Source organism: Phocaeicola acetigenes (assembly GCF_027529745.1).
GTDB classification, from domain to species: domain Bacteria; phylum Bacteroidota; class Bacteroidia; order Bacteroidales; family Bacteroidaceae; genus Phocaeicola; species Phocaeicola acetigenes.
In genome coordinates, this window is record NZ_JAPZVM010000003.1 from 80,841 (window position 1) to 104,748 (window position 23,908).

Consider the following 23,908-nt stretch of genomic DNA (forward strand, 5'->3'; position numbering starts at 1 on the left):
CAAAAAACGGCCTTATCAAAATAGAAAATCAGGAATTCATAGAAAAAACGAACATTTCAGAGGAAGAAGTCGACGTGACTAATCACATAAGCCTGCGCGATTAGTTGCGTAAGCCACCGATACTTGTATCGTCAGGCATCGATTCAAGTCACAAATTCGTTTATTTCCAGTCCCAAAACATGCCATACAGCATATTTCAAGCGTGTTATAAAACAGGAAAAGCCCTCTTTTAAATACAAGAGTCGCATTTTTCTTCAAAATGCCGGTTAGCTAAAACCAAGAATAATCAGAATAATGACACATAAATTGCGTTTCCTCTATCAATATAACATTCATCTATAAACAAAAAAACGGCTGCCTTTTACAGACAGCCGTTTCTCTATAATGTGGAAATATTATTCTTTAACTTCCCATCCCAATGCAGAAGCACCCAATACAGCAGCATCCGCATCTTTCAATTGAGAAAGCAACAACTTAGTCTTACCTTCGTAAATCTTAAGTACATTCTTATCGATAGCTCTCTGGATCGGTTTCATCAGATAATCTCCAGACTTAGCCAAACCACCGAACAGGATAATAGCTTCAGGGCTTGAGAATGCGATGAAGTTTACCAAAGCTTCACCCAGGATAGTACCTGTATATTCGAAGATATCCAAAGCCAGTTTATCACCTTTTACAGCAGCATCGTATACGTCTTTTGATACGATATCTTCTACCGGAATGTTTCTCAGCAAACTTGGTTCAGTACGCTGTACCAGGAATTCACGTGCTGTACGTGCTACACCGGTAGCCGAGCAGTAAGTTTCAAGACAGCCTTTACGACCACAACCGCACTGACGTCCTTCCGGATTCACAATTACATGTCCCAATTCACCGGCAAAACCATCGTGACCGTAAACCAACTGACCGTTGATTACAATACCACTACCTACACCAGTACCCAATGTAATCATGATAAAATCTTTCAAGCCACGTGCTGCACCATAAGTCATTTCACCGATAGCAGCTGCGTTTGCATCGTTTGTCAAAGCTGTAGGAACACCTAACTTTTCTTCGAACATGGCAGCCAATGGAATAATTCCTTTCCATGGAAGGTTTGGAGCAAACTCAATTGTACCATTGTAATAGTTACCGTTCGGAGCACCTACACCCATACCTTTGATTTTTTCAGCACCACCTACTTGCTGCAACAGAGGAAGAAGTTTTTTGCAGACAGCATCTACATAATCTTCTACTTTGTCGTACTCCTGAGTCTTTACAGAATCAGAAACCAATACATTTCCACGAGAATCTACGATACCGAACACTGTGTTTGTACCGCCGATATCCATACCTACCACGTAGGGTTTTTCCATGTTTATTGTCATGACGATATATTATTTTAGGGTTAATTTATTGCGACAAATGTAACGAATACGTAAAAAACGCGCAAATTTTTTATTCATTTTATGACAGACTCTTGTAACTTTTCCTACCTTAGCAACGTCTAATGAGGTATAAAACGAACAGAAGACAGAAGTATGATACACTTACACGAAATCAACAAAACCTATCATAACGGAGCACCGTTGCATGTTCTTAAAGGTATAAACCTGGATATTGAAAAAGGAGAGTTTGTATCGATTATGGGAGCATCCGGCTCGGGAAAATCTACTTTACTTAACATTTTAGGTATTTTAGACAACTATGATTCGGGAGAATACAGACTGAACGGAGTATTAATCAAAGACCTAAGTGAAAACAAGGCAGCCGAATACCGTAACCGGATGATTGGTTTCATATTCCAGTCATTTAATTTGATTTCATTTAAAAATGCCATGGAAAATGTGGCATTACCTTTATTCTATCAAGGGGTAAACAGAAAGAAACGGAATGAGCTGGCGATGGAATATCTTGAAAAACTCGGACTGAAAGAATGGGCTCATCACATGCCCAACGAGTTATCGGGTGGACAGAAGCAGCGTGTAGCTATTGCCCGTGCCTTGATTTCCAAACCGCAGATTATTTTGGCAGACGAACCAACCGGAGCATTGGACAGCAAAACGTCGGTAGAAGTTATGAACATTCTGAAAGAACTTCACGAAAAAGAAGGACTTACCATTGTGGTGGTAACCCATGAAAGTGGTGTAGCCAACCAGACCAATAAGATTATCCACATAAAAGATGGAATAATCGAACGCATCGAAGACAATATTGACCACAACGCTTCTCCATTCGGACAAAACGGATACATGAAATAACATTATGCTCGACCTAATTCAAGAAATATATGCGACCATTATGCGCAACAAATTGCGCACGGCACTGACCGGTTTTTCCGTAGCATGGGGAATTTTTATGCTTATTGTGCTTCTGGGCGCCGGCAACGGACTGATTCATGCATTTGAAAACAGTTCGAAGGACATGAAAATGAACTCTGTCAAAATTTATCCCGGATGGACTTCCAAACCATATAAAGGATTAAAAGAAGGAAGAAAAATTTCCCTCAACGAAAAAGACCGCAAACTGACTGAAAGATCTTTCTCCGATCATGTAATCAGTACCGGAGCTACAGTCAGCAAAAGTGATGTCGTTCTTACTTACGAAAAAGAATTCCTTACCATCAATACGGATGGAGTTTTCCCAAGCTATCCGGAACTGGAGGCTATAAAGCTAAAGAAAGGACGTTTCATCAATGAACGGGATATGCAGGAAAAACGTAAAGTCATGGTACTTCACGAAAAGTCGGCTCGTATTCTGTTTCCCCAAGCAGAACCTATAGGGAAATATGTCAATGCACAAGGAGTTGCTTATCAAATTATAGGAATCTATACAGACAAAAACAGTTTTTCTCCGTCTGCACTGGTGCCTTTTACGACCCTGCAATTAGTATACAGCAAAGGAGACAGTATTGATGATATCGGTTTTACCACCAAAGGGCTGACCGATATGGCCACTAACGAGCAATTCGAAAAAGACTATCGGAAAGCACTTGGAGAACAAAAATTCTTCGATGCAGAAGATGACGGAGCCATCTGGATATGGAATCGCTTTACCCAATATCTCCAACAGCAGCAAGCCAATGGCATACTTCATACCGTGATTTGGGTAATCGGAATCTTTACTCTACTAAGCGGTATCGTAGGGGTCAGCAATATTATGTTGATTACCGTACGAGAACGCACACACGAATTCGGTATCCGCAAAGCACTAGGTGCCAAACCTTCCTCCATTCTTTGGTTGATTATATCAGAAAGTGTGGTAATCACTACTTTCTTCGGATACATTGGTATGGTAGCCGGCATTGCCACAACCGAATATATGAATGTCATTGCAGGCAAGCAGACAATGGATATCGGAGTGGCTTCTATTACGGTATTCGAAAATCCTACTGTGGATATCAGCATCGCTATTCAAGCCACACTGACACTTATCATTGCCGGTACGCTGGCAGGGTTATTCCCGGCAAGAAAAGCAGTAAAAATACGCCCGATAGAGGCACTTAGAGCAGATTAAGTATGAGAAAGTTCGATTTAGACACATGGGAGGAAATACTTGTCACCATCACCCGCAATAAAACACGAAGCCTGCTGACTGCATTTGGTATTTTCTGGGGTATCTTTATGCTGGTATGCTTAATGGGGGGTGCACAAGGTACACGGGATTTATTGTCAAGACAGTTCAAAGGATTTGCTACCAATTCCGGCTTTCTGGCCTCCAACCAAACCAGCAAGGCATACAAAGGTTTTCAGCAAGGACGGTATTGGGATTTGGAAAATAAGGACGTGGAGCGAATCAGACGCAATGTAATTGGTATTGATGTCATCACTCCTAACCTGACTCGCTGGGGCATCAATATAATACACAAGGAGAACAACATATCCGGTACTTTAAAAGGTTTATATCCTGTTTATGAAAAGATAGAAACGCCTCAAATAGTGTTCGGACGTTACTTGAATGATATGGATATCAGAGATAGAAGAAAGGTATGTGTAATCGGACAGCGTATTTATGAAAGTCTGTTTCCCGACAAGAGTGATCCTTGTGGAAAATACATTCAAATAGATAGTATTTATTATCGCGTAATTGGGGTGAATGCTGCATCGGGCAACATGTCTATCAACGGACAGTCGGAAACATCGGTAGTTATCCCTTTTACGACCATGCAACAAAATTATAACTTCGGGAAAAAGGTACAGTTGCTCTGCTACACGGCCCGTAAAGGATATCGAATCAGTGAAGTGGAAAAAGAAGTGGAACAAATAGTAAAACAAGCCCACATGATTCACCCAGACGACCAGCAAGCTATTATCCAGGTCAATGCAGAAGCCATGTTCAGTATGATGGACAATGTATTCGAGGGTATACGTATCTTGGGGTGGATGGTAGGACTGGGAACGCTGCTCGCCGGAGCCATCGGTGTAAGTAATATCATGATGGTGACAGTAAAAGAGCGTACTACCGAAATCGGTATCCGCCGTGCCATTGGCGCACGCCCCAACGATATTCTGCAACAGATTCTATCGGAGAGTATTGTATTAACTATTCTGGCGGGTATGATTGGTATCTCTTGTGCCGTATTCATACTTAACATTGTAGAAGAAGCGACAAGTACTCCTATAGATCCCGTTCATTTTCAAATCAGCTTTTGGACGGCCATTGGTTCCTGTATCTTATTGATGATATTGGGTGTACTGGCTGGACTGGCTCCTGCCTACCGTGCCATGGCTATTAAACCGATAGAAGCCATCAGAGACGAATAATTATAATTCAACTAATCCGAAAATCAAAACAATCTTAAATATGAAAAAGTACATCAAAATTGCCGTACTGGTTCTGATAGGAATCATCATTATCGGAACGTTTGTTTTCCTTTACCAAAAATCACAACCAGAGGAAACCATGTATCACACCATGAAAGCAGAAAAGACCAATCTGGTGCAAACTACCGTTGCGACGGGAAAGATAGAACCGCGCGATGAGGTACAAATCAAGCCTCAGATTTCGGGTATCATTTCTGAAGTCTATAAAGAGGCAGGTCAGACTGTAAAGAAAAACGAAGTAATAGCCAAGGTAAAGGTAATTCCCGAATTGGGAACACTGAATGCAGCCGAAAGTCGTGTCCGCCTGGCAGAGATGAATGGGAAACAGGCAGAAACAGATTTGCAACGTATGGAGAAACTCTACGAAAGCAAACTGGTAAGCAACGAAGAATACGAACAGACACTGCTTGCAGCCCGTCAGGCTCGCGAAGAAATACAGGCCGCTAAAGACAATCTGGAAATCGTAAAAGAAGGAATCACCAAAAACAGCGCTTCATTCAGCAGCACACTGATTCGTTCTACTATCAACGGATTAATTCTGGACGTTCCCATCAAAGTGGGTAACTCTGTAATCATGAGTAATACATTCAACGACGGAACAACCATTGCGACTGTAGCCGATATGAGCGACCTTATCTTCCGAGGAAATATAGATGAAACAGAAGTGGGACGCATCCATGAAGGTATTCCTGTAAAGATTACCTTAGGAGCTTTGCAAGACATGAAGTTCGATGCAATACTGGAGTATATATCTCCTAAGAGTGTAGAAAATAATGGTGCCAACCAATTCGAAATCAAGGCAGCCATTACCGTTCCGGACAGTGTAACTATCCGCTCCGGATACAGTGCCAATGCCGAAATAGAACTGCAACGTGCCGAGAATGTACTGGCTATTCCGGAGAGTGCTGTAGAATTCAGCAACGACTCTGCCTTTGTATATATACTGAAAGACAGTACCACTACACAAGTATTTGAACGCAGACTGGTCAAAACCGGAATCAGCGATGGCATAAAAGTGGAAATTAAAGAAGGACTGAAAGCCAATGAAGTGGTACGCGGAATGAAAAAAGAAGCCATATGAGAAAGCAATATATCACCTTTGTAACGATAGCAGTTCTGTCTGCCGGCTCTGCCATGGCACAAAAACAGTGGAATCTGAAGCAATGTATAGAGTATGCCATCGAGCATAATCTGACCATCAAGCAGCAGGAAGCAGCCAAAGACGAGAGTGCAGTAGACCTAAATACAGCTAAATGGAGTCGGTTACCCGACTTGAATGGTAGCGCATCGCATTCGTTCAACTTCGGACGAAGCCTGCAAATGGATAATACCTACCAACAGCTGAATACACAGAATACCGGTTTAAACCTCAGTACCAGTATTCCTTTATTCACAGGTATGCAAATCCCTAACCAGATTGCCCTAAGCAAACTGAATCTGAAAGCGGCTGTAGAAGATTTAAACAAAGCCAAGGAAGACATCAGTATTCAGGTCACCTCTGCTTACCTGCAGGTATTATTCAATGAGGAGTTAGCAAAAGTAGCTCACGAACAAGTGGCCCTCAGTGAAGAAATGCTCAAACAAAAGACCGCTTTCTTCAAGGTGGGAAAAGCTTCCGAAGCGGAACTCTACGAAGCCAAGTCGAGAGCAGCACAAGATCAGTTGTCTGCCGTACAAGCCGACAACGAATACCGTCTGGCTCTTCTGGACTTGAGCCAATTGCTGGAATTGCCAAGTCCAGAAGATTTCAGTATTGTCGCTCCGTCTATCGACGAAGGCAAAGATTTTTGCATACTCTCCTCTCCTGCCGATATATACAGCGAGGCCTTACTGATTAAGCCCAGCATCAAAGCTGCGCAATATCGTGTGGAAGGAGCTCAAAAAAGCATACGTATTGCTCAAAGCGGATATTATCCCCAACTCAGTCTGGGAGCCGGTATAGCCACCAGCTATTACAATGTTTCAGGAAGAGAGAACGGCAACTTCGGGTCACAATTGAGAGATAATTTCAGCCAATACATCGGATTATCACTCAATATCCCGATCTTCAATCGCTTCTCTACACGCAATCAGGTGAGAAAAGCCCGCATACAGCAAACGACTCTCAACTGGCAACTGGAAGATGCCAAGAAAGCCTTGTACAAAGAAATACAACAGGCATATTACAATGCAGTCAATGCAGAAAGTAAATTCGAAAGCAGTCGTACCGCTGATGAAGCAGCAAAGGCTTCATTCAATTTGATGAAAGAGAAATATGCCAACGGCAAAGCGACTTCAACCGAATTCAATGAGGCTCGTACAAACTGGCTAAAAGCTGTATCCGACCGTATTCAGGCTAAATACGATTATCTGTTCCGTACCAAGATTTTAGACTTCTATAAAGGAGTACCGCTGACCTTGGAATAAGCGATGTACACTCGTATCATCAGACCATATATTATACAATAAAATAATCCCTTCTACTGACAGTTTTTCAGCAGAAGGGATTATTTATTCTATCAATCATACCAAGGAAGCCCCCGTTACTCGCCCAGCAGACGAATACCTTCCTCCTCCAACACTATCAGGCGTTTCTTATACAAATCGCCGACAGCCTTCTTGAATGTTTTCTTACTGACTCCAAATGTATTATAAATGGTTTCGGCATCTGTTTTATCATGAATGGAAGAATAACCGTCATGATCCTTCAGATACTGCAACAAGACTTCTGTAAAATCATCTACCTTACGAGTTCCTCCCGGCTGAAGCTGCAAATCAATCTTACCATCTTCTCTCACATGCTTCACATAGGCTTTCAGCTTCATTCCCACTTCTACCGTCTGGAATATCTCGTTGTGGAATAACATTCCGCTAAAGCGATTGTCGGCTATTACCTTAAATCCCAAGTCAGTTTTCTGCCATACCAAGACTTCCACTTCTTCTCCGGCACGATAAACCGGACGTTCTTTCGACAGATAACGCTCTACCTTGGCCGAAGCGACAATACGGTAACTTTCCTCATCCAGATGCACATGAACAATATAACGGTTACCTTTCACCATCTTCATCTTTTGTTCGCGGAACGGTACAAACAAATCTTTCATCAGTCCCCAATCCAGAAAAGCACCAAACTGGTTTACCCATGCCACTTCGAGGCAAGCAAATTCGCCTACCTGTACATACGGATGAAGTGTAGTAGCAACCAGACGTTCATCCATATCCAGGTAAATAAATACATTCAGCATATCGCCCGGCTTGCAGCCTTCGGGCACATAACGTTTGGGTAAAAGGATTTCACCGTCTTCGCCGCCATCAAGATACATCCCGAAGTCGACTTCCTTTACCACCTCCAACTGATTATACTTTCCTAACTGTATATGACTCATATTTTCTTATTTTGCCGTAAAGATAACAAGAATTTTCATTTAATTTGCATGCCAATACATAGAGCATTTTTGTTTCCATGAAAAACATTAACTAATAAATACAACCTTATATGAAAAATCTGATTTTATCACTGACTGCCGGAGTGGCCTGCTTCATGGCTGCTTCTTGTACCCAACAACCCCAAACCACACAACTTAACTGGGGAACATTCAACATCCGTTACGATAACCCGGAAGACAGCCTCAACAACTGGCAATACCGCAAAGATACTGTAGCAGCTTTCATCAAAGCACAAAACCTCGACATCGTAGGTATGCAGGAAGTATTATATAATCAGCTTGAAGACCTGAAAGCACGTCTGCCGGAATATGCAGAAGTTGGTGTAGGACGTGAAGACGGAAAAACCAAGGGAGAATACTCTCCTCTGTTCTATAAAAAAGACCGCTTCGAAGTTCTCGACAGCAATACCTTCTGGCTTTCACAATATCCGGACAGTGTAGGCTTTATAGGCTGGGACGGAGCATGCTGCCGCATTGCTACATGGGCCAAGCTGAAAGATAAGAAAAGCGGAAAAATCTTCATGGCTGTCAACACACACTTTGACCATGTAGGAGTAGAAGCCCGCAGAAAAGGAGCATTACTCATTATCGATAAAATCAAGGAAATTGTAGGCGACCAGCCTGCTGTTCTGACCGGTGACTTTAATGTATCGGAAGAATCGGAAGCCTATCAGACTATTACCAGCAACGAATTTGTATTGAAAGATGCAATGAAAATTGCCAAAGAGACCGATGGTGTAAAATATACTTTCCACGATTTTGGACGGGTACCTCAGGCAGAACGCGAAAAAATTGACTTTATCTTCGTTACCCCACAGATCAATGTATTGAAGAACTATATTCCTGAAGAGGGAAAAGAAGCCGGCAAGATTCTGTCCGACCACAATCCTCAAGTAACTACATTGGAATTCTAAACATAAAGAACCGGCAAGGAAAAGATTGCATAACGCAACTTTCCTTGCTGATTTTATATTCAGTCACAATTTTCAAATTCTGTCAGCTCTCCTGTCACCGAGTTGATTATGAATCCTCGTACTACCACATCCTGAGGTACCAGCGGATGATGCTTCACCAGATGTACACTTCCGCGTACAGACTGCTCTACATTATCGAAACCACTCAACCAATGATGCAAGTCGATGTTACAATATTGCATCATCTCAATATGTTCGGTAGAAATGCCTCTCTCTTTCATATGGCGTAACATCACCTGACTGTCCATATGCTGTGCTCCACAGTCGGTATGCCCGATAATCATTACCTCTTTTACTCCCAATTCATAAATACCAACCAGCAGACTTCGCATCGCACTGCCAAACGGATGTGTGATGGTTCCTCCTGCATTCTTAATCATCTTGACATCCCCGTTTTTCAGTCCCAACGAAGCCGGTATCAGTTCTACCAAACGAGTATCCATACAGGTAACAATGGCAATCTTCTTATCCGGATATTTATTGGTCAGATACTTTTCGTACCCTTTACCGCCTACAAAAGCATGGTTAAATTCAAGTAATTCGTCTATCATACCCTTTTCTATTTTATGTTTGACACACAAATGTACGAAAAATTATATTTCAAAATATTTCAGCATATTGTTTATCCTTCTTACGATTCTATCCTTACCCTGTCACAAGACAAATATCATCATAAAACGATAACATCCTTCTTGTTTAATCGACGACGACACCTGTACAACCGACGATGCAGTCTGCATAGCCGGCGTCGTTGACTGTATAGCCGGCGTCGCCGGATGAAACACAATAATAAAGACCTTTGCTCTTACAACATTTATTCCAATAAAAAGGTCCGCCTCAAGAAGCACCCGACTTCTTTTGGCAGACCCAAAGGCAGATAGTATAAAATCGTGTTTTATTTTTCTATCAAAGTGATACCGTCCAGACAGAAGTAGGCAGGAGTATTCATTCCATACTCTCCTTTATCTGTAGAATCCAGTTCAAATGAAATAGATGCAGCTGAAGCCAATGCACTCCAATCGAACCATTCCCATGTATTGACAATCTTACTCTGTCCATTCCGGTAATCGGCCAAATAGAAATTCACCCTTCCTATTTCAGTGCCCTGTGCATCACGTCCTACAGCTGTCAGTATAAAATAATCTCCATCTGCAAATTGCCGTACGGCATTAAGTCCACCGTCATTACCATCCTTTATGGCTAAATAGGCATATGTCGTATTGGTTACCCAAGCCCCCTTAAACTGATATTTATCTGTATTCAAGATAGAAATGGAAGCAGGAGTATAACTATTTGTAGAGGAAGTGAGATATACTTTTCCAAACTTTCCCGCACCTGTAATGGCACTGATATTAACATATCCGGGAGTGGTTATATCGGTGGTATTGGTATAAGTAAATCCCCCTCCAAAACTTTTATCAGCACTATACCAATGGGGAATTTCAACTAACGAACTATTGTCGCGGAACGATGTTTTAGTATACCACCCATCTTGTTCACCTCCTTCCGGAACAAAGGAAGTTTCCGGTTGAGTAAGATTCTCTTCAAAACTCACCACTCTTTCTGTCTTTGGTGTGTCATCATTACTACAACTAAACAGTGCTACACTTAGCAGCACTACACATACATAAGCTAATTTTTTCATGTCTTTATTTATTTTAATCTGTTTATTATTTACTATGGTTCGAAATGAAGATTTTCTACTGTAGTAATTTCCGTAGAAGCCTCTCCCAACTGTCCGGCATCCAGATTCACTGCTGTATAGATTTTCACAAAATCAATTTCATCAAGTAATACCGGCTGTCCGTATGCATCTACCGCCCAATCAATCTTGAATTTTGCCATATCTGTATCATTCGGATGATTATCGGCATACCCCCAATCATATGCATATTCTATCCACATTCCGTTTTCCTTTACTGCATTATCTTTCAGACGAACTCCGGTAAAGGTCATTTCATCCTTCTCTATCCACAACGGATAGTACGACTCCTGTACATGGGCAAAATTGCGTAATACATAACCTTCATTACCCTGATTATCGGTCCAGCGCACATCCGAATCAGCCGGATTGGGCCGATAATACGTAATCTGATAATTGCGGATTTCAGAATCCTTGCCGTACTCGCTACCGGCCAGTTCGTACCATGTATCATCGGGAATTCCGTTTCCGTTTACATCTTTTGCTACCATCACAATACCCGGTTCCGCACTTCCTCCCGGCCGGTTCTGCCATGCATTGGGGTTATAATAGGCGTTACCATGAATCTTAAAATCGTATGCCCCCTCTATATTAGGAATAGGTTGCTGGAATCCAACGACAATATATCCCCCAAAACCTCCCAACGAGAGTAATGAATGTTTCTGTAAACGTTCTGTGGCATACTCCAAGACTTGTGCCTCTGTCGTAAACCCATCTTTATAGGCTGTAGTTGTAGTATTTACAAACTGTCCGGGTGCCGGACGATATTGAAATACTTTATTGGCATACGGAGTAGGTGCATCGGGATCTTCCGGCTCTTCCGGATCCGGATTATCAGATGACACATCCCGGAATATAATCGTATTCGGGTTCAATCCTACTTGTTTCAATCGGGAAAGCAATTTCCCTTCTGGAGAAAAACAAAGTACATCTCCTTCTAATGTATAACTATAAGCTTCGGATATATACACATTGCCACTATACGGATTGACTTCGATGGCATAAGGAGTTTCTATCCGGGTATCATCGGTAATAAATTCCTCTCTCAAAACTCTACCTTCCGTCAGACTGAACATCTTAAATCCGGTTTCCTGAGTCTGATAATTATAGTTATACAGATAAGCTACATCATTGTTTATGGCAAAATTCAGTACTTTTTCATTGAAAGTATTCGTAACACAATCCGTCTCTGCATCAATTTGCACAAACTGATAGTTTCCGGTTTCGATATGTTCTCCCCGCGTTACTACATACACTTTATCTTCTGGTCCGGCAAGAATCTTTCCCGGATTAGGTCCCACTTCTATCTTTTTCAATTCAGTAAACGAAGCCAAATCTACAACGGATACCGTACGGTCTACCCCTATTCCTTCTGTATCCAGTCCACCGGAATTGGACACATACAGTTTCCCATTCTGCACACAAAGGTCATCTGCATTACGTCCCACTTCTATCACTCCATCTACTTCCAGAGTATTCAAATCAATACGACTCACTGTTCCATCGAACGAACAGACATAAGCTTTCCCTCCTTGAAACGCTATGGCACGAGGCTGACGAGAACTACCATTTTCACATAATACAGGAATCTGCTTGACAGACAATCCGGTATACAAGTCTATCACCTCTACTGTGCTTGAAACATTAACCACAATGTAAAGCCTGTCATTATACACTGCCATATCATTGGCCGTATCTCCCAAACCCCGATTATTCATTGCAAGAAAATAATCGCGTACATAAGAAGAACTGTTAAACGAGTAACGGTATAATGAGCTGTTATTCAGATTAAACAGACCTTCGCACAATACATACATTTCGGCCGTTCCGGTTTCCTGTATAGAACCACCATCTGCATAGGGTTTATCTTCCATGTCATCACACGACATACACAGAAACAATACACAGGAAAGAAGTAATATTATAGTTGTTCTTTTTCTCCTCATTTTTTCTTTCTTCAATATTTTATGCCTACAGTTAGCCGAAACGAACGTCCCGGCATAGGAAAGTTCTTCACAATCTCATAATTTTTGTTCAAAAGATTAAGCACTTCTATCCGTAAAGAAGTAGTCATTTTTCGAAAACGGAAGTCACGGTATGCAGAAACACTATGATCTGTATATCCATCAAGTCGATTCTTGGTGATATTCTGTCCCAGAACATAACGTTTTCCAGAGAAAAGCATTGCATACGACAAGTTCACATAGGGTGTTTCCAGTACAGCCTGCCCCGAACCCGATACACGTGGGGTATAAGCAATCTGATGTTTATAAGTCATACTCTCGGGAGAATCAGGATTGGAACTGGTGACATCGAGAGCCCGCTGATATGTATAATTTCCGGAAAGAGTCAATAAATATCCCTCAAATGGCGTCAGACAAATATTGGCAGTGACATCTATGCCTTTAATATCAACCTTGCCTAAGTTCACCATACTCCATATAAACAGGTTTTTGGTAGGAGTAGCTACTATCTTATCGGTTACCCGATTGGCATAAGCATCAACGGTAGCCGACAAAGAAGAAACCAATCCCTCAAATTGTTTACCATAAGTCAGACCGATATTATATTGCTGCGCCTGCTCCGGTTTCAAGCGAATATTTCCAGTCTGCCCGTAATACAAATCATTGAAACTGGGCAAACGGAATATATCCTTATAAAAGAAACGTATTCTAAATTCTTCTCTGGGAAAAGGCTTGAAAGATGCACTGAAATAAGGGCTCCACTTCCGGTGTCCTCCCGCACTGCTTCCGACCGACACATCCTCGTTGATAACAGTTGCCAATACTGAAGCCGAAACTGTCATCCATTCATTTACGTATTTTCCAGCCAGGGCAGTCAGCCATGAATAACGTACCGGCTTAGCAAAATTATGTAAATCAGCATTCATCCGGTTGATACTTCCGTCAGTTGAAAGTGAAAAAGAAAGATTATCGAATGCCCGATACAGAGCTGAAGCTGAGACATAATACTCCTGCTGGTAATAATTATTTTCCGATTGTCCGGTACTCCCCTTATAATCCGGATCTAAATAACGCTGGTAACTCCAGTTCCATTTGGCTGAGGCCTGAACCGCCCATCGATGGTTCAATTCCTTTTTATAATGTCCCTGTACAAAAACATTCTTATCCCATAAATGCTGGGAGGCATAATCATAATAATAGGTAGTAGCATTAGGCAAGCCTCTCGACGACTGATAATAATATGCCTTGAGGCGAAGTTGTTCTTTATCCGAAAAATTCCCAAAGACATTGACCTCAGTCCGCAAATTCTGTACTTCGGTATTCTTTCGTTTTTCCCTGCTATGCTGATCATCTTTATCCCCATAATATAAAGTATACGGATAACGACCATCAGACGACATCCATTCTCCTTGAGCTGTCAGACTCCATTTGTCCGCTAATTGCTGCTCCCAATACAATGAAGGATTAACAAGTCCCCAAGAGCCCGTCTTCAGAGTACCTTTCAACAAAGAATTCTTCCCGTCCTCAAAATGAGGAGTTAAGGTTTGAATACTCAATGTCCCAGCTGAAGCAAACAAACGAGCTGGCTGAAAGATTTGCTCTCCCTGTCCATTATTCAATACTAATTTATCTACATTCTCCAATGAAAATCGTCCAAGGTCAATCTGTCCTGTCTGACAATCAGTCACTGCAATTCCATCATAAGAAACAGCAGTATGCTGAGCACCTAAACTGCGTACCGAAACAGTCTTTAATCCACCAATACCTCCATAATCTTTTACAGTAACTCCAGAGAAATGTTTTACCGCATCTGATACCTGCATTACATTTAAAGCTTTTAACTCTTCAGCAGAGAGTATCTGAACAGGGGCAGTTGCACGAACTTCCCTTATCTGATAACGGTCGGTTACTGTTACTTCAGGAATAGTGTATACTCGGGCTGTATCCAATACAGTTTGTGCAAACGAAGACCCCGTTACACTACTTATCCCCAATCCTGCAAGCCATATGATTTTAACAATACGCTTCATGCTGTTTTTCAATTCACTACAAACAAAAACAGCTTTCTTCCCCTAATATACGAATGAATGAAGATATAAAAACGAAAAATTCATTCTACGCTTTTTCCTCGAAAGCTGCGAAAAATATATGGCAGGTCTTCTGACTTGTTCTTATCAGCAAACGCCTTCCCAAACGAATTCAGTGGCATAAATGTCTGCTAACCTTATTATATAGAACTTACAGCAGCGGGACTGTTCAGGACTCTCACCTGATTCCCTTTTAATTGGTTTCGAAAAGAAATACGAAACTCAAACCATATGTAGCAAAGGTAAGAAAGTTTTTCAATAAGCAGAAAAAATTCCATATTTTTGTAAGAAAATCAATCTTAAATATATCAAACTATGATGAAGGAACTAGAATTAAAGTATGGTTGTAACCCCAACCAAAAACCGGCACGTATTTTCATGAAAGAGGGAGAACTTCCTATTGAAGTACTGAATGGACGTCCCGGTTACATCAACTTTTTAGATGCTTTAAACGGATGGCAATTAGTGAAAGAACTGAAAGAAGCCACTGGTATGCCTGCCGCAACTTCATTCAAACATGTCAGCCCGGCAGGAGCAGCTATTGGCCTGGAATTGGATGATACGATGAAACAAATTTATTTCGTAGACAATCTTCCGTTGTCTCCTCTGGCTTGTGCTTACGTACGTGCCCGTGGCGCAGACCGCATGTCTTCTTACGGCGACTTTATTGCACTTAGCGACATCTGTGACGAAGCAACAGCCCGTTTCATCAATCGTGAAGTTTCCGACGGAGTAATTGCTCCCGGATATACAGATGAAGCACTGGAAATTCTAAAAAACAAACGTAAAGGAACTTACAATGTAATAAAAATCGATCCGAACTACCAGCCTGCTCCCATCGAACGCAAAGATGTATATGGTATCACTTTCGAACAGGGACGAAATGAAATCAAGCTCAACAGCGACGAACTGTTCAGCAACATTCCGACTCAAAACAAGGAATTTCCCGAAGCGGCAAAACGTGATTTGATGATTGCTCTTATCACCTTAAAATACACACAGTCCAACTCTGTATGCTACGTAAAAGACGGACAGGCAATTGGTATCGGTGCAGGACAACAAAGCCGCATTCATTGTACAAGATTGGCAGGAAATAAAGCTGATATCTGGTATCTTCGCCAACATCCCAAAGTATTGAATCTTCCCTGGATAGAAAAAATCCGACGTGCAGACCGCGATAATACTATTGATATCTATATCAGCGACGACCATGATGATGTGCTGGCAGAAGGAACATGGCAGCAGTTCTTCACTCACCGGCCGGAAGTCCTGACCAGAGAAGAAAAACGCGCCTGGCTGAATACATTGAAAGGCGTATCCTTAGGTTCTGATGCATTTTTCCCCTTTGGAGATAACATCGAAAGAGCTCATAAAAGCGGAGTTGAATACATAGCCCAAGCTGGAGGATCTGTTCGCGATGACCATGTAATTGCAACCTGTGACAAATATCACATCGCAATGGCCTTCACAGGTATCCGATTATTCCATCATTAATACCACTCCTAAATGCAGCTGGATTTTCATCTTAATCATATGAATTCCAACTGCATTTATTTTTACAAATTCTTTTTCTCATATATTCCCCTTAAATAAATACAATATCCTTTATTAAAAAAAACACACAATCGTTTTCAATATTTAAAACATTACGTATATTTGCAACGACATCAAAAAAAGCCTTAATAAATACAAATAAAAAGAACCTTAACCGCAACTAAAATGAAAACACATTTTACAATCCAGTTCTCTGGGTAAAGAGAACGTACATCCTTCATGGACCTGTAAAAAACAGGATATCAACATTCAATTATCAAATAATTTTAAATCAAACCAAATCTATGAAAAGAAGCAGATTTTCACAATTGCTATTGCTTTTGCTGATGACTTCCGGTAGTGGTGCAGTTTATGCAAATGCCAATAGCTCATTAGGTTTCAATGGTTTACCCGTGTCCCAACAAGCCAACAAAATTACAGTTCAAGGTTCTGTAGTAGATGCAAAAGGAGAGCCATTAATTGGTGTAAGTATTCTTGAAAAAGGTACAACTAATGGTACTATTACAGATTTTGATGGTAATTTTACTTTATCTGTAAGTAAAGGTGCTACACTTGAAATCTCCTACATTGGTTATAAGACATTAAGTTTGACTGCGAAACCAGACTTTGGCAAAATTACAATGAAAGAAGATACCGAAGTATTGGATGAAGTAGTTGTAACAGCATTGGGTATCAAACGTGCTGAAAAGGCATTGAGCTACAATGTGCAACAGGTTAAATCAGACGAATTAATCCGTGCTAAAGACGCCAACTTTGTTAACTCTTTGAATGGTAAAATCGCAGGTGTTACAATTAATAAAAGTGCCAGTGGTGCCGGTGGTTCTACACGTGTTGTAATGCGTGGTGCAAAATCTATTGAAGGTGACAACAACGCTTTATATGTAGTAGACGGTATTCCTTTGTTTAATACCACATTAGGTACTGGTAGTGACGTCTTGGGGGATGGAAGAGCAACTACTGAAGGTATTGCCGACTTCAACCCTGAAGATATTGAAAGTATCTCTGTATTGAGTGGCCCTTCTGCAGCAGCGCTTTATGGTAGTAGTGCTGCCAACGGTGTAATTTTGATTAACACCAAAAAAGGTAAAGAAGGAAAACTTCAGATTTCATTCTCTTCTTCATCCGAATTCAGTAAAGCCTATATGACTCCTGAATTCCAAAACACTTACGGAAACAAAGAAGGTGTATTCGAAAGCTGGGGTAACAAACTAGCTACTCCTAACGATTATGATCCGAAAGATGATTTCTTCCAGACTGGTACTAACTTCATTAACTCATTGACATTAACTACTGGTAACAAGACTAATCAGACTTTTGCTTCTGTATCATCTACCAACTCTAAAGGTATTGTTCCAAACAACACTTACGATCGTTTGAACTTTACTATTAGAAATACCTCCACTTTCCTGAATGACAAATTACAATTGGATTTGGGAGCATCATATGTAAAACAGAAAGACCAGAACATGGTATCACAAGGACAGTATTGGAACCCTGTAATGGCTGCTTATCTGTTCCCACGTGGAGAAAATTGGGAAGATATCAAAACTTTCGAACGTTATAGCGACAGCCGTAATATTCCAGTACAATATTGGCCAGTTAGTGATGCAACTTACGGTAACCAGAACCCATATTGGACCGCTTATCGCAACTTGAGTCCAAGTGAAAAGAGCCGTTATATGTTCAATGTAGGTTTGACCTATAAGATTTTTGACTGGTTGAATATATCTGGACGTTATCGTATGGATGACTCATACATCCGATTTGAAAGAAAAATCTATGCAAGTTCATACGATGTCTTTACAGAAGGATCTCAAAAAGGTTTGTACGAATATAATGATTACAAAGACCGTCAGGAATACGCAGACTTCATGGTCAACATCAATAAGAACTTCAAGGACTTCAGTCTTTCTGCCAACTTAGGTTACAGTTACTCTAACTACTGGTCAGAAACTAAAGGATATAGAGGTCCACTGCAGTTAGTACCGAACTTGTTTGCAGTTAGCAACATTGATGCAACTAAAGCTCGTCCTATCGAAGACGGTGGATTCAGCCGTGTACGTAACAACGCTATTTTTGCCAACGTTGAATTAGGTTGGAAGAGCATGTTGTATTTGACCTTGACAGGACGTAATGACTGGAACTCACGCTTGGTTAACACTGGCAATGAATCATTCTTCTATCCTTCAGTAGGTTTGTCTGGTATTATTTCTGAAATGGTTAAATTACCAGAGTTTATCTCATACATGAAGGTACGCGGTTCATATACAGAAGTAGGTGCTCCTATCTCACGTTCAGGTTTGACTCCGGGAACTATTACTAGTCCTATCGTCGGAGGTGTTCCAGGAAATACTTACATCTATCCGTTTACTGATTTTAAGGCAGAACGTACTCGTTCTTATGAATTTGGTCTGAGTTTACGTTTGTGGAAGAAATTAACTGCGGAAGTTACTTACTATAAGTCTAATACTTATAACCAGACATTCCTTGGAGATCTTCCAGAATACTCAGGTTACAAACAGATTTATTTGCAGGCTGGTAACGTAGAAAACCGTGGTTGGGAAGCATCTTTGGGTTACAGTGATAACTTTAAAGACTTCGGATTCTCTTCTACATTGACATTCTCACGCAACGTAAATGAGATCAAGGAAATGGTTCATGATTTCTACACTGACTTAAGTTTGGAACCAATCAATATTCCAGAAGTATTGAAAGACAACGGACGTACTATCTTGAAAGAAGGTGGAACAATTCATGACATTTATGCTACTCAATTCTTCAAGAAAGACAGTCAAGGATTCGTTGCTGTTGACGGTTCTGGTAACTATAGTTTGGAAACAGTAGAACCTGTATATTTGGGCAAAACCACTCCTGATTTCAACATGGGATGGAACAACACCTTATCATATAAAGGTTTTGGATTAAGTTTCTTGTTGAACGGCCGCTTTGGTGGTGTAGTAACCTCTTCAACAGAAGCTATTCTTGACCGATTCGGTGTATCAAAAGCATCTGCAGAAGCTCGTGACCTGGGTGGTGCATTATTGCCTGGACAAGGTAGAGTAGACGCTGAAACTTACTACAAGATGATCGGTACCGGTAGCTATGAAACATCTGGATACTATGTATATAGTGCAACTAATATCCGTTTACAAGAACTGACATTGAGCTATACATTCCCAAATTCTTGGTTCAATAATGTATTGAAAGATGTAACTGTATCATTTATTGCCAACAACCCATGGATGATTTACTGCGAAGCTCCATTCGACCCAGAATTAACTCCTAGTACCAGTACTTATGGACAGGGTAATGACTACTTCATGCAGCCTAGCGTAAGAAGTTTTGGTTTCGGCATCAAAGTTAAATTATAATACAACTATGAAAAAAATGAATCAATATAAATTGTTAGCAGGAATTTGTGCATTGTCATTCTTGTCATCCTGCGATTACGAAGACATCAATACCAATCCCTATGAAATGACCGATGAGATGGGTAAAATGGATGGTATTTCTATGGGAGGTCCAATCCTGACAATGGAAAGACAAGTAGTACCTGTAGGTACTCAGGCAGATGGTACTGATGCAATCAACCAATACCAGATTGCTTATCACTTGTCTGCCGATCTTTGGAGTGGATACTTCAGTGAAAACAACAACTGGTATAGTGGAAATAACCACATGACTTATTATCTGGTAGATGCATGGGTTTCTTCTACATATAGTAACTCGTATACTAATCTCTATTCACCTTGGAAAAATGCCAAGATGGAATCTGAAAAAAGTGGTGACGTAGATGGTTTTGCATTGGCCCAGATTTTAAAAATTTCCGCATGGGTGAAAACATTGGAAACATTTGGTCCTATCCCATATACTCACGCTGGAGAAATGGCATTAGTTATCCCATTCGATAGCGAAGAAGAAGTATACGATACAATGTTCCAAGATTTGCAAAATGCCATTACTACTCTGACTCCGCTGGCAGAACAGGGAGGTACTGTAGTAGCAGACTTCGATGCTGTTTATGGTGGTAGTGCAAATAAATGGGTCAAATATGCTAACTCACTGATGCTTCGTATGGCTATGCGACTGAAGTTCGTTGCTCCTGCCAAAGCTAAACAATGGGCACAGACTGCATTAAATCATAGTGTAGGTGTAATGACAGTGAAAGACGATGCAGCCCAAATGAGTACAGGTGCTGGATATACTTTTGTAAATAACATCAGTTATTTGGCATCAAACTATAACGAAGCTCGTATGTGTACCAGCATGTACGCTTATTTGGCAGGTTATGAAGATCCACGTTTGAGCGTTTATTTCTTACCTTCTGAAACAAGCGGAGCCCTTTCTGCATTCGATGGAAAAACATACGCACCAGTACCTCCTGGACATGTACAAGGTAATAATACATATAAAGAATATTCTCAGCCTAATATGACCAGTGCTACTCCAACTTATTGGATGCGTGCTTCAGAAGTATACTTCCTGCGTGCAGAAGCAGCATTGGAATGGCCTGAATTTGGAGATGCTGAATCTTTGTACAAACAAGGTGTACAGATGTCATTTGAAGAGAATGGACTCAGCGCTTCTGAAGTTGATGCATACCTTGCAAACGGAAAGAAACCGGTAGCTGTAACAATCAACGGTTATTCGGCTTCAGCTCCTACTCAAGCTACAACAGAGTTTTCTGGAAGTAACGAAGAAAAACTGGAAAAGATCATGATTCAAAAATGGATCGCTCTTTATCCGAACGGACAAGAAGCTTGGACAGAATGGAGAAGAACTGGTTATCCTAAACTGAATCAGGTACAAGTCAACAATGGTGCTGGTCAAGGTATCACTAAAGAAGACGGTATTCGCCGTATGGTATACCCTATCAGTTTCTCACAGTCTGCTGAAGACAAAGCTAATTATGACGATGCTGTAAGTAAACTGAAAGACAAAGTGGATAAAGCTACTTCCAGACTTTGGTGGGATGCTAGAAATTAACCAATCATTAAAAGGATACAATAACTATGAATACATTAAAAAAATTACTCTATATCGTTCCTTTTACAGGACTTCTGTTCGCTTCGTGTACAGATGTAGAAAAAATAGAAGTGGAACATATTGGTGGATATAACACAATAGGTGACTGTGAGTATTACCAAAACCTGCGTGCATATAAGGCTACAGCTAATAACTATGGACGTCCAGTAGCTTTCGGATGGTTCTCTAACTGGTCTCCAGCAGGAGCTTACCGAAAAGGATATCTAACTTCAATGCCTGACAGTATGGATATCGTATCCATGTGGAGTGGAGCTCCCAACCGATTCAAAATTACTCCGGAACAGAAAGCTGATAAAGAGTTTGTGCAAAAAGTAAAAGGTACAAAGCTTTTGGAAGTAAGCCTTCTTTCTTATATGGGAAAAGGAAGAACACCAGACTGGGTGTATGAAGAAGTTGAGAAAAAAGGAGAAGAAGAAGGATGGGGTGAAAGTGAAATTGAATTGCAAAAGAAATTAGCTCGTTGGAAATTCTGGGGATTCGAAGGAGAATTTGAAAGTGAAAACCATTACGAATCACTGGCTCGTTTTGCTAAAGCTCTTTGCGACTCATTATACACCAGCGAATGGGATGGTTATGACATTGACTGGGAAATCGGTAGTGGTGTGTTCGATATGGATGGAACATTAAGTACCAACCAACACTTGATTTTCCTTGTAAAAGAAATGAACAAATACATCGGTCCAAAGAGTGACCCAGAAGGCAAAGGACATAAATTAATTTGTATAGACGGTAGAATGTCAGGCCTTGGAGAATTGGATGGATATGTAGACTATTGGATTGGTCAAAATTATGGAAGCCATAGACCTTCCATCAGTTCTCCAGACGGTCATCCGGAAAGATACATTGTAACAGAGAACTTTGAACAGTATGCTGTTTCTGGTGGAGGACTTTTAGATCAGGCTGCAACAATGCCTGCTAAAGGTTATAAAGGCGGAGTAGGAGCATATCGTTTCGACAACGACTACAACAATACTCCTGATTATAAATGGATGCGTCAAGCTATTCAGATAAACCAGCAAGTGTTTAATGAATGGAAGGCCAACCAAAGCCAATCAGGCAGTGAAGAATAATAGAAAGAAATCTAATTCTACAAAAAAAAATGATTATGAAACACATATTCAAATATTTAATGTTGGGTGCAGTTGCATTGCTCACACATGCATGTAACAATGAGAGTGAGAGTGACTTGCTTGAACCCAAAGTATATTTTGAGAACAAAACACAAATGCTCTCAATAGAAGGTGAAACGATGACTGTAGAGTTGTCTTCAAGACTTACAACCCTATCAGATTCACCTGTAGAAGTAACCTATGCCATTGCAGACAAGAGCGTAGTAGACGAATACAATGCAAAATACGGTACATCATACGAAATGTTTGATGCCTCTCATGCCAGTTTAAGTAGTACTTCATCTACTATTGCTAGTGGAGATATTTATTCAGAAATCATCTCTGTGGAACTTAGCAATTTGAGTACTGTAGAAGAAGGTAAATCATTTATTTTACCTGTTAAAGTACAATCTAATTCTGTTCCTACATTACCTGGTACTGATATGGTTTTCTTCTTCATCTCAAAACCAGTGAAGATTACAACTGTAGCTAAATTCAACAGTAACTATATCAAAGTACCGTTCCCCGCAGGAACTTATTTCAACTCATTTACTTACGAAGCATTAGTATACATTAGTAGATTTGGAAGTAACAATACGATTATGGGAACAGAAGGTATCATGATTCTCCGTATTGGTGATGCCGGAGGTGGTGTAACACCGGAAGATATCATTGAAGTAGCAGGACAACAGACATACAAAGTTTCAGATCCTGTACAAACAGGCAAATGGTATCACATTGCGTTGACTTACGACCAGCCCTCTGGTAAATCTGCAATCTATGTAAATGGCTCTAAATGGGCTGAAACAGGATGGGCCATCCCAGGATTTGATCCGAATGCAGATGTTGGTTTCAATATCGGTAAAATTCCGGGATTCCAGTGGGGAGAACGTCCTCTTTATGGTTACATGTCCGAAGTACGCGTATGGAGTGTAGCACGTACAGAAACACAGTTGAAACAGAATATGTTGACAGTAGATCCAAAATCTCCGGGATTGGAACTTTACTTCAAGCTGAACGGTACTGATGAACAGGCCGGTGGTTACATTAAAGATTGTGCAAAAGGACTAGAATGTACAACTAATCTCAGCATATTCGAAGAATTAGAAACTCCTGTAAAAGTTGAGTAAACTGAAAGATAATGCAACCCAACAACAATAACAATGAAAGGTTAAGGTTGAAAATGATAGATTAGTTTCTAAAAGAGAGAAACCTGCTTGCGAGGGATTATTCCCAAGCTCGCAG

17 protein-coding genes and 1 riboswitch are annotated in these 23,908 nt (G+C 40.8%); of the genes, 11 read left to right on the forward strand and 6 right to left on the reverse strand.

Going from position 1 to position 23,908, the window contains the following annotated elements; genetic code table 11:
- Window positions 1–395: 395 nt before the first annotated feature.
- Window positions 396–1,367 (reverse strand): ROK family protein, encoded by a 972-nt coding sequence (locus O6P32_RS04915; RefSeq protein WP_269877138.1) that lies wholly within the window; start codon window positions 1,365–1,367, stop codon window positions 396–398.
- A gap of 153 nt (window positions 1,368–1,520) precedes the next feature.
- On the opposite strand from O6P32_RS04915, the gene O6P32_RS04920 reads away from it, so the two are divergent.
- From O6P32_RS04920 to O6P32_RS04940, 5 genes are read left to right on the forward strand one after another with little or no spacing between them, the layout of a single operon-like run.
- Entirely contained in the window at window positions 1,521–2,240 is a 720-nt protein-coding gene (locus O6P32_RS04920; RefSeq protein WP_269877139.1) for an ABC transporter ATP-binding protein, read from the forward strand.
- Between the two features lie 4 nt (window positions 2,241–2,244).
- Window positions 2,245–3,495 carry an ABC transporter permease gene (locus O6P32_RS04925; RefSeq protein ID WP_269877140.1) on the forward strand — a complete coding sequence of 417 codons (1,251 nt, stop codon included), beginning with the start codon at window positions 2,245–2,247 and terminating at the stop codon, window positions 3,493–3,495.
- A gap of 2 nt (window positions 3,496–3,497) precedes the next feature.
- Window positions 3,498–4,742, forward strand: coding sequence for an ABC transporter permease (locus O6P32_RS04930; protein ID WP_269877141.1), 1,245 nt, complete (start codon window positions 3,498–3,500; stop codon window positions 4,740–4,742).
- Between the two features lie 40 nt (window positions 4,743–4,782).
- Window positions 4,783–5,883 carry an efflux RND transporter periplasmic adaptor subunit gene (locus tag O6P32_RS04935; RefSeq protein WP_269877142.1) on the forward strand — a complete coding sequence of 367 codons (1,101 nt, stop codon included), beginning with the start codon at window positions 4,783–4,785 and terminating at the stop codon, window positions 5,881–5,883.
- Window positions 5,880–7,208, forward strand: a complete 1,329-nt coding sequence (locus tag O6P32_RS04940) for a TolC family protein (RefSeq protein WP_269877144.1) — start codon at window positions 5,880–5,882, stop codon at window positions 7,206–7,208. Before O6P32_RS04935 ends, O6P32_RS04940 begins: the two co-directional genes overlap by 4 nt.
- Window positions 7,209–7,324: 116 nt before the next feature.
- On the opposite strand, the gene O6P32_RS04945 is transcribed toward O6P32_RS04940, so the two are convergent.
- Window positions 7,325–8,167 carry a CvfB family protein gene (locus O6P32_RS04945; protein WP_269877145.1) on the reverse strand — a complete coding sequence of 281 codons (843 nt, stop codon included), beginning with the start codon at window positions 8,165–8,167 and terminating at the stop codon, window positions 7,325–7,327.
- A gap of 110 nt (window positions 8,168–8,277) precedes the next feature.
- Between O6P32_RS04945 and O6P32_RS04950 the strand changes: the two genes are divergently transcribed.
- Window positions 8,278–9,141, forward strand: a complete 864-nt coding sequence (locus tag O6P32_RS04950; RefSeq protein WP_408636045.1) for an endonuclease/exonuclease/phosphatase family protein — start codon at window positions 8,278–8,280, stop codon at window positions 9,139–9,141.
- A 59-nt stretch (window positions 9,142–9,200) separates the two neighbouring features.
- On the opposite strand, the gene O6P32_RS04955 is transcribed toward O6P32_RS04950, so the two are convergent.
- From O6P32_RS04955 to O6P32_RS04970, 4 genes are all read right to left on the reverse strand, one after another.
- Window positions 9,201–9,752, reverse strand: a complete 552-nt coding sequence (locus tag O6P32_RS04955) for a beta-class carbonic anhydrase (RefSeq protein WP_269877146.1) — start codon at window positions 9,750–9,752, stop codon at window positions 9,201–9,203.
- Between the two features lie 344 nt (window positions 9,753–10,096).
- Entirely contained in the window at window positions 10,097–10,846 is a 750-nt protein-coding gene (locus O6P32_RS04960) for a DUF4465 domain-containing protein (protein WP_269877147.1), read from the reverse strand.
- A 32-nt stretch (window positions 10,847–10,878) separates the two neighbouring features.
- Window positions 10,879–12,849 carry a YncE family protein gene (locus O6P32_RS04965; RefSeq protein ID WP_269877149.1) on the reverse strand — a complete coding sequence of 657 codons (1,971 nt, stop codon included), beginning with the start codon at window positions 12,847–12,849 and terminating at the stop codon, window positions 10,879–10,881.
- A gap of 11 nt (window positions 12,850–12,860) precedes the next feature.
- Window positions 12,861–14,897 (reverse strand): TonB-dependent receptor plug domain-containing protein, encoded by a 2,037-nt coding sequence (locus tag O6P32_RS04970; protein WP_269877150.1) that lies wholly within the window; start codon window positions 14,895–14,897, stop codon window positions 12,861–12,863.
- A gap of 103 nt (window positions 14,898–15,000) precedes the next feature.
- A riboswitch (cobalamin riboswitch) is annotated at window positions 15,001–15,201 on the reverse strand.
- 68 nt (window positions 15,202–15,269) lie between these two features.
- Between O6P32_RS04970 and O6P32_RS04975 the strand changes: the two genes are divergently transcribed.
- The 5 genes from O6P32_RS04975 (at window position 15,270) to O6P32_RS04995 (ending at window position 23,793) form a co-directional block, all read left to right on the forward strand.
- Complete coding sequence (locus O6P32_RS04975; RefSeq protein WP_269877151.1) at window positions 15,270–16,448, forward strand: phosphoribosylaminoimidazolecarboxamide formyltransferase; 1,179 nt, start codon at window positions 15,270–15,272, stop codon at window positions 16,446–16,448.
- A 344-nt stretch (window positions 16,449–16,792) separates the two neighbouring features.
- Window positions 16,793–19,879 carry a SusC/RagA family TonB-linked outer membrane protein gene (locus tag O6P32_RS04980; RefSeq protein WP_269877153.1) on the forward strand — a complete coding sequence of 1,029 codons (3,087 nt, stop codon included), beginning with the start codon at window positions 16,793–16,795 and terminating at the stop codon, window positions 19,877–19,879.
- A gap of 7 nt (window positions 19,880–19,886) precedes the next feature.
- Entirely contained in the window at window positions 19,887–21,494 is a 1,608-nt protein-coding gene (locus O6P32_RS04985; RefSeq protein ID WP_269877154.1) for a RagB/SusD family nutrient uptake outer membrane protein, read from the forward strand.
- Window positions 21,495–21,520: 26 nt separating this feature from the next.
- Window positions 21,521–22,624 (forward strand): glycoside hydrolase family 18, encoded by a 1,104-nt coding sequence (locus O6P32_RS04990; RefSeq protein WP_269877155.1) that lies wholly within the window; start codon window positions 21,521–21,523, stop codon window positions 22,622–22,624.
- Between the two features lie 29 nt (window positions 22,625–22,653).
- On the forward strand, window positions 22,654–23,793 hold the full coding sequence (locus O6P32_RS04995) for a DUF1735 and LamG domain-containing protein (RefSeq protein ID WP_269877156.1): 1,140 nt from the start codon (window positions 22,654–22,656) through the stop codon (window positions 23,791–23,793).
- Window positions 23,794–23,908: the final 115 nt, after the last annotated feature.

Excerpts from the sequence above, each read along its gene's own strand:
- O6P32_RS04915 (WP_269877138.1), bottom strand. The coding sequence starts at position 1,367 with ATGACAATAAACATGGAAAAACCCTACGTGGTAGGTATGGATATCGGC.
- O6P32_RS04920 (WP_269877139.1), top strand. The coding sequence starts at position 1,521 with ATGATACACTTACACGAAATCAACAAAACCTATCATAACGGAGCACCG.
- O6P32_RS04925 (WP_269877140.1), top strand. The coding sequence starts at position 2,245 with ATGCTCGACCTAATTCAAGAAATATATGCGACCATTATGCGCAACAAA.
- O6P32_RS04930 (WP_269877141.1), top strand. The coding sequence starts at position 3,498 with ATGAGAAAGTTCGATTTAGACACATGGGAGGAAATACTTGTCACCATC.
- O6P32_RS04935 (WP_269877142.1), top strand. The coding sequence starts at position 4,783 with ATGAAAAAGTACATCAAAATTGCCGTACTGGTTCTGATAGGAATCATC.
- O6P32_RS04940 (WP_269877144.1), top strand. The coding sequence starts at position 5,880 with ATGAGAAAGCAATATATCACCTTTGTAACGATAGCAGTTCTGTCTGCC.
- O6P32_RS04945 (WP_269877145.1), bottom strand. The coding sequence starts at position 8,167 with ATGAGTCATATACAGTTAGGAAAGTATAATCAGTTGGAGGTGGTAAAG.
- O6P32_RS04950 (WP_408636045.1), top strand. The coding sequence starts at position 8,278 with ATGAAAAATCTGATTTTATCACTGACTGCCGGAGTGGCCTGCTTCATG.
- O6P32_RS04955 (WP_269877146.1), bottom strand. The coding sequence starts at position 9,752 with ATGATAGACGAATTACTTGAATTTAACCATGCTTTTGTAGGCGGTAAA.
- O6P32_RS04960 (WP_269877147.1), bottom strand. The coding sequence starts at position 10,846 with ATGAAAAAATTAGCTTATGTATGTGTAGTGCTGCTAAGTGTAGCACTG.
- O6P32_RS04965 (WP_269877149.1), bottom strand. The coding sequence starts at position 12,849 with ATGAGGAGAAAAAGAACAACTATAATATTACTTCTTTCCTGTGTATTG.
- O6P32_RS04970 (WP_269877150.1), bottom strand. The coding sequence starts at position 14,897 with ATGAAGCGTATTGTTAAAATCATATGGCTTGCAGGATTGGGGATAAGT.
- O6P32_RS04975 (WP_269877151.1), top strand. The coding sequence starts at position 15,270 with ATGATGAAGGAACTAGAATTAAAGTATGGTTGTAACCCCAACCAAAAA.
- O6P32_RS04980 (WP_269877153.1), top strand. The coding sequence starts at position 16,793 with ATGAAAAGAAGCAGATTTTCACAATTGCTATTGCTTTTGCTGATGACT.
- O6P32_RS04985 (WP_269877154.1), top strand. The coding sequence starts at position 19,887 with ATGAAAAAAATGAATCAATATAAATTGTTAGCAGGAATTTGTGCATTG.
- O6P32_RS04990 (WP_269877155.1), top strand. The coding sequence starts at position 21,521 with ATGAATACATTAAAAAAATTACTCTATATCGTTCCTTTTACAGGACTT.
- O6P32_RS04995 (WP_269877156.1), top strand. The coding sequence starts at position 22,654 with ATGATTATGAAACACATATTCAAATATTTAATGTTGGGTGCAGTTGCA.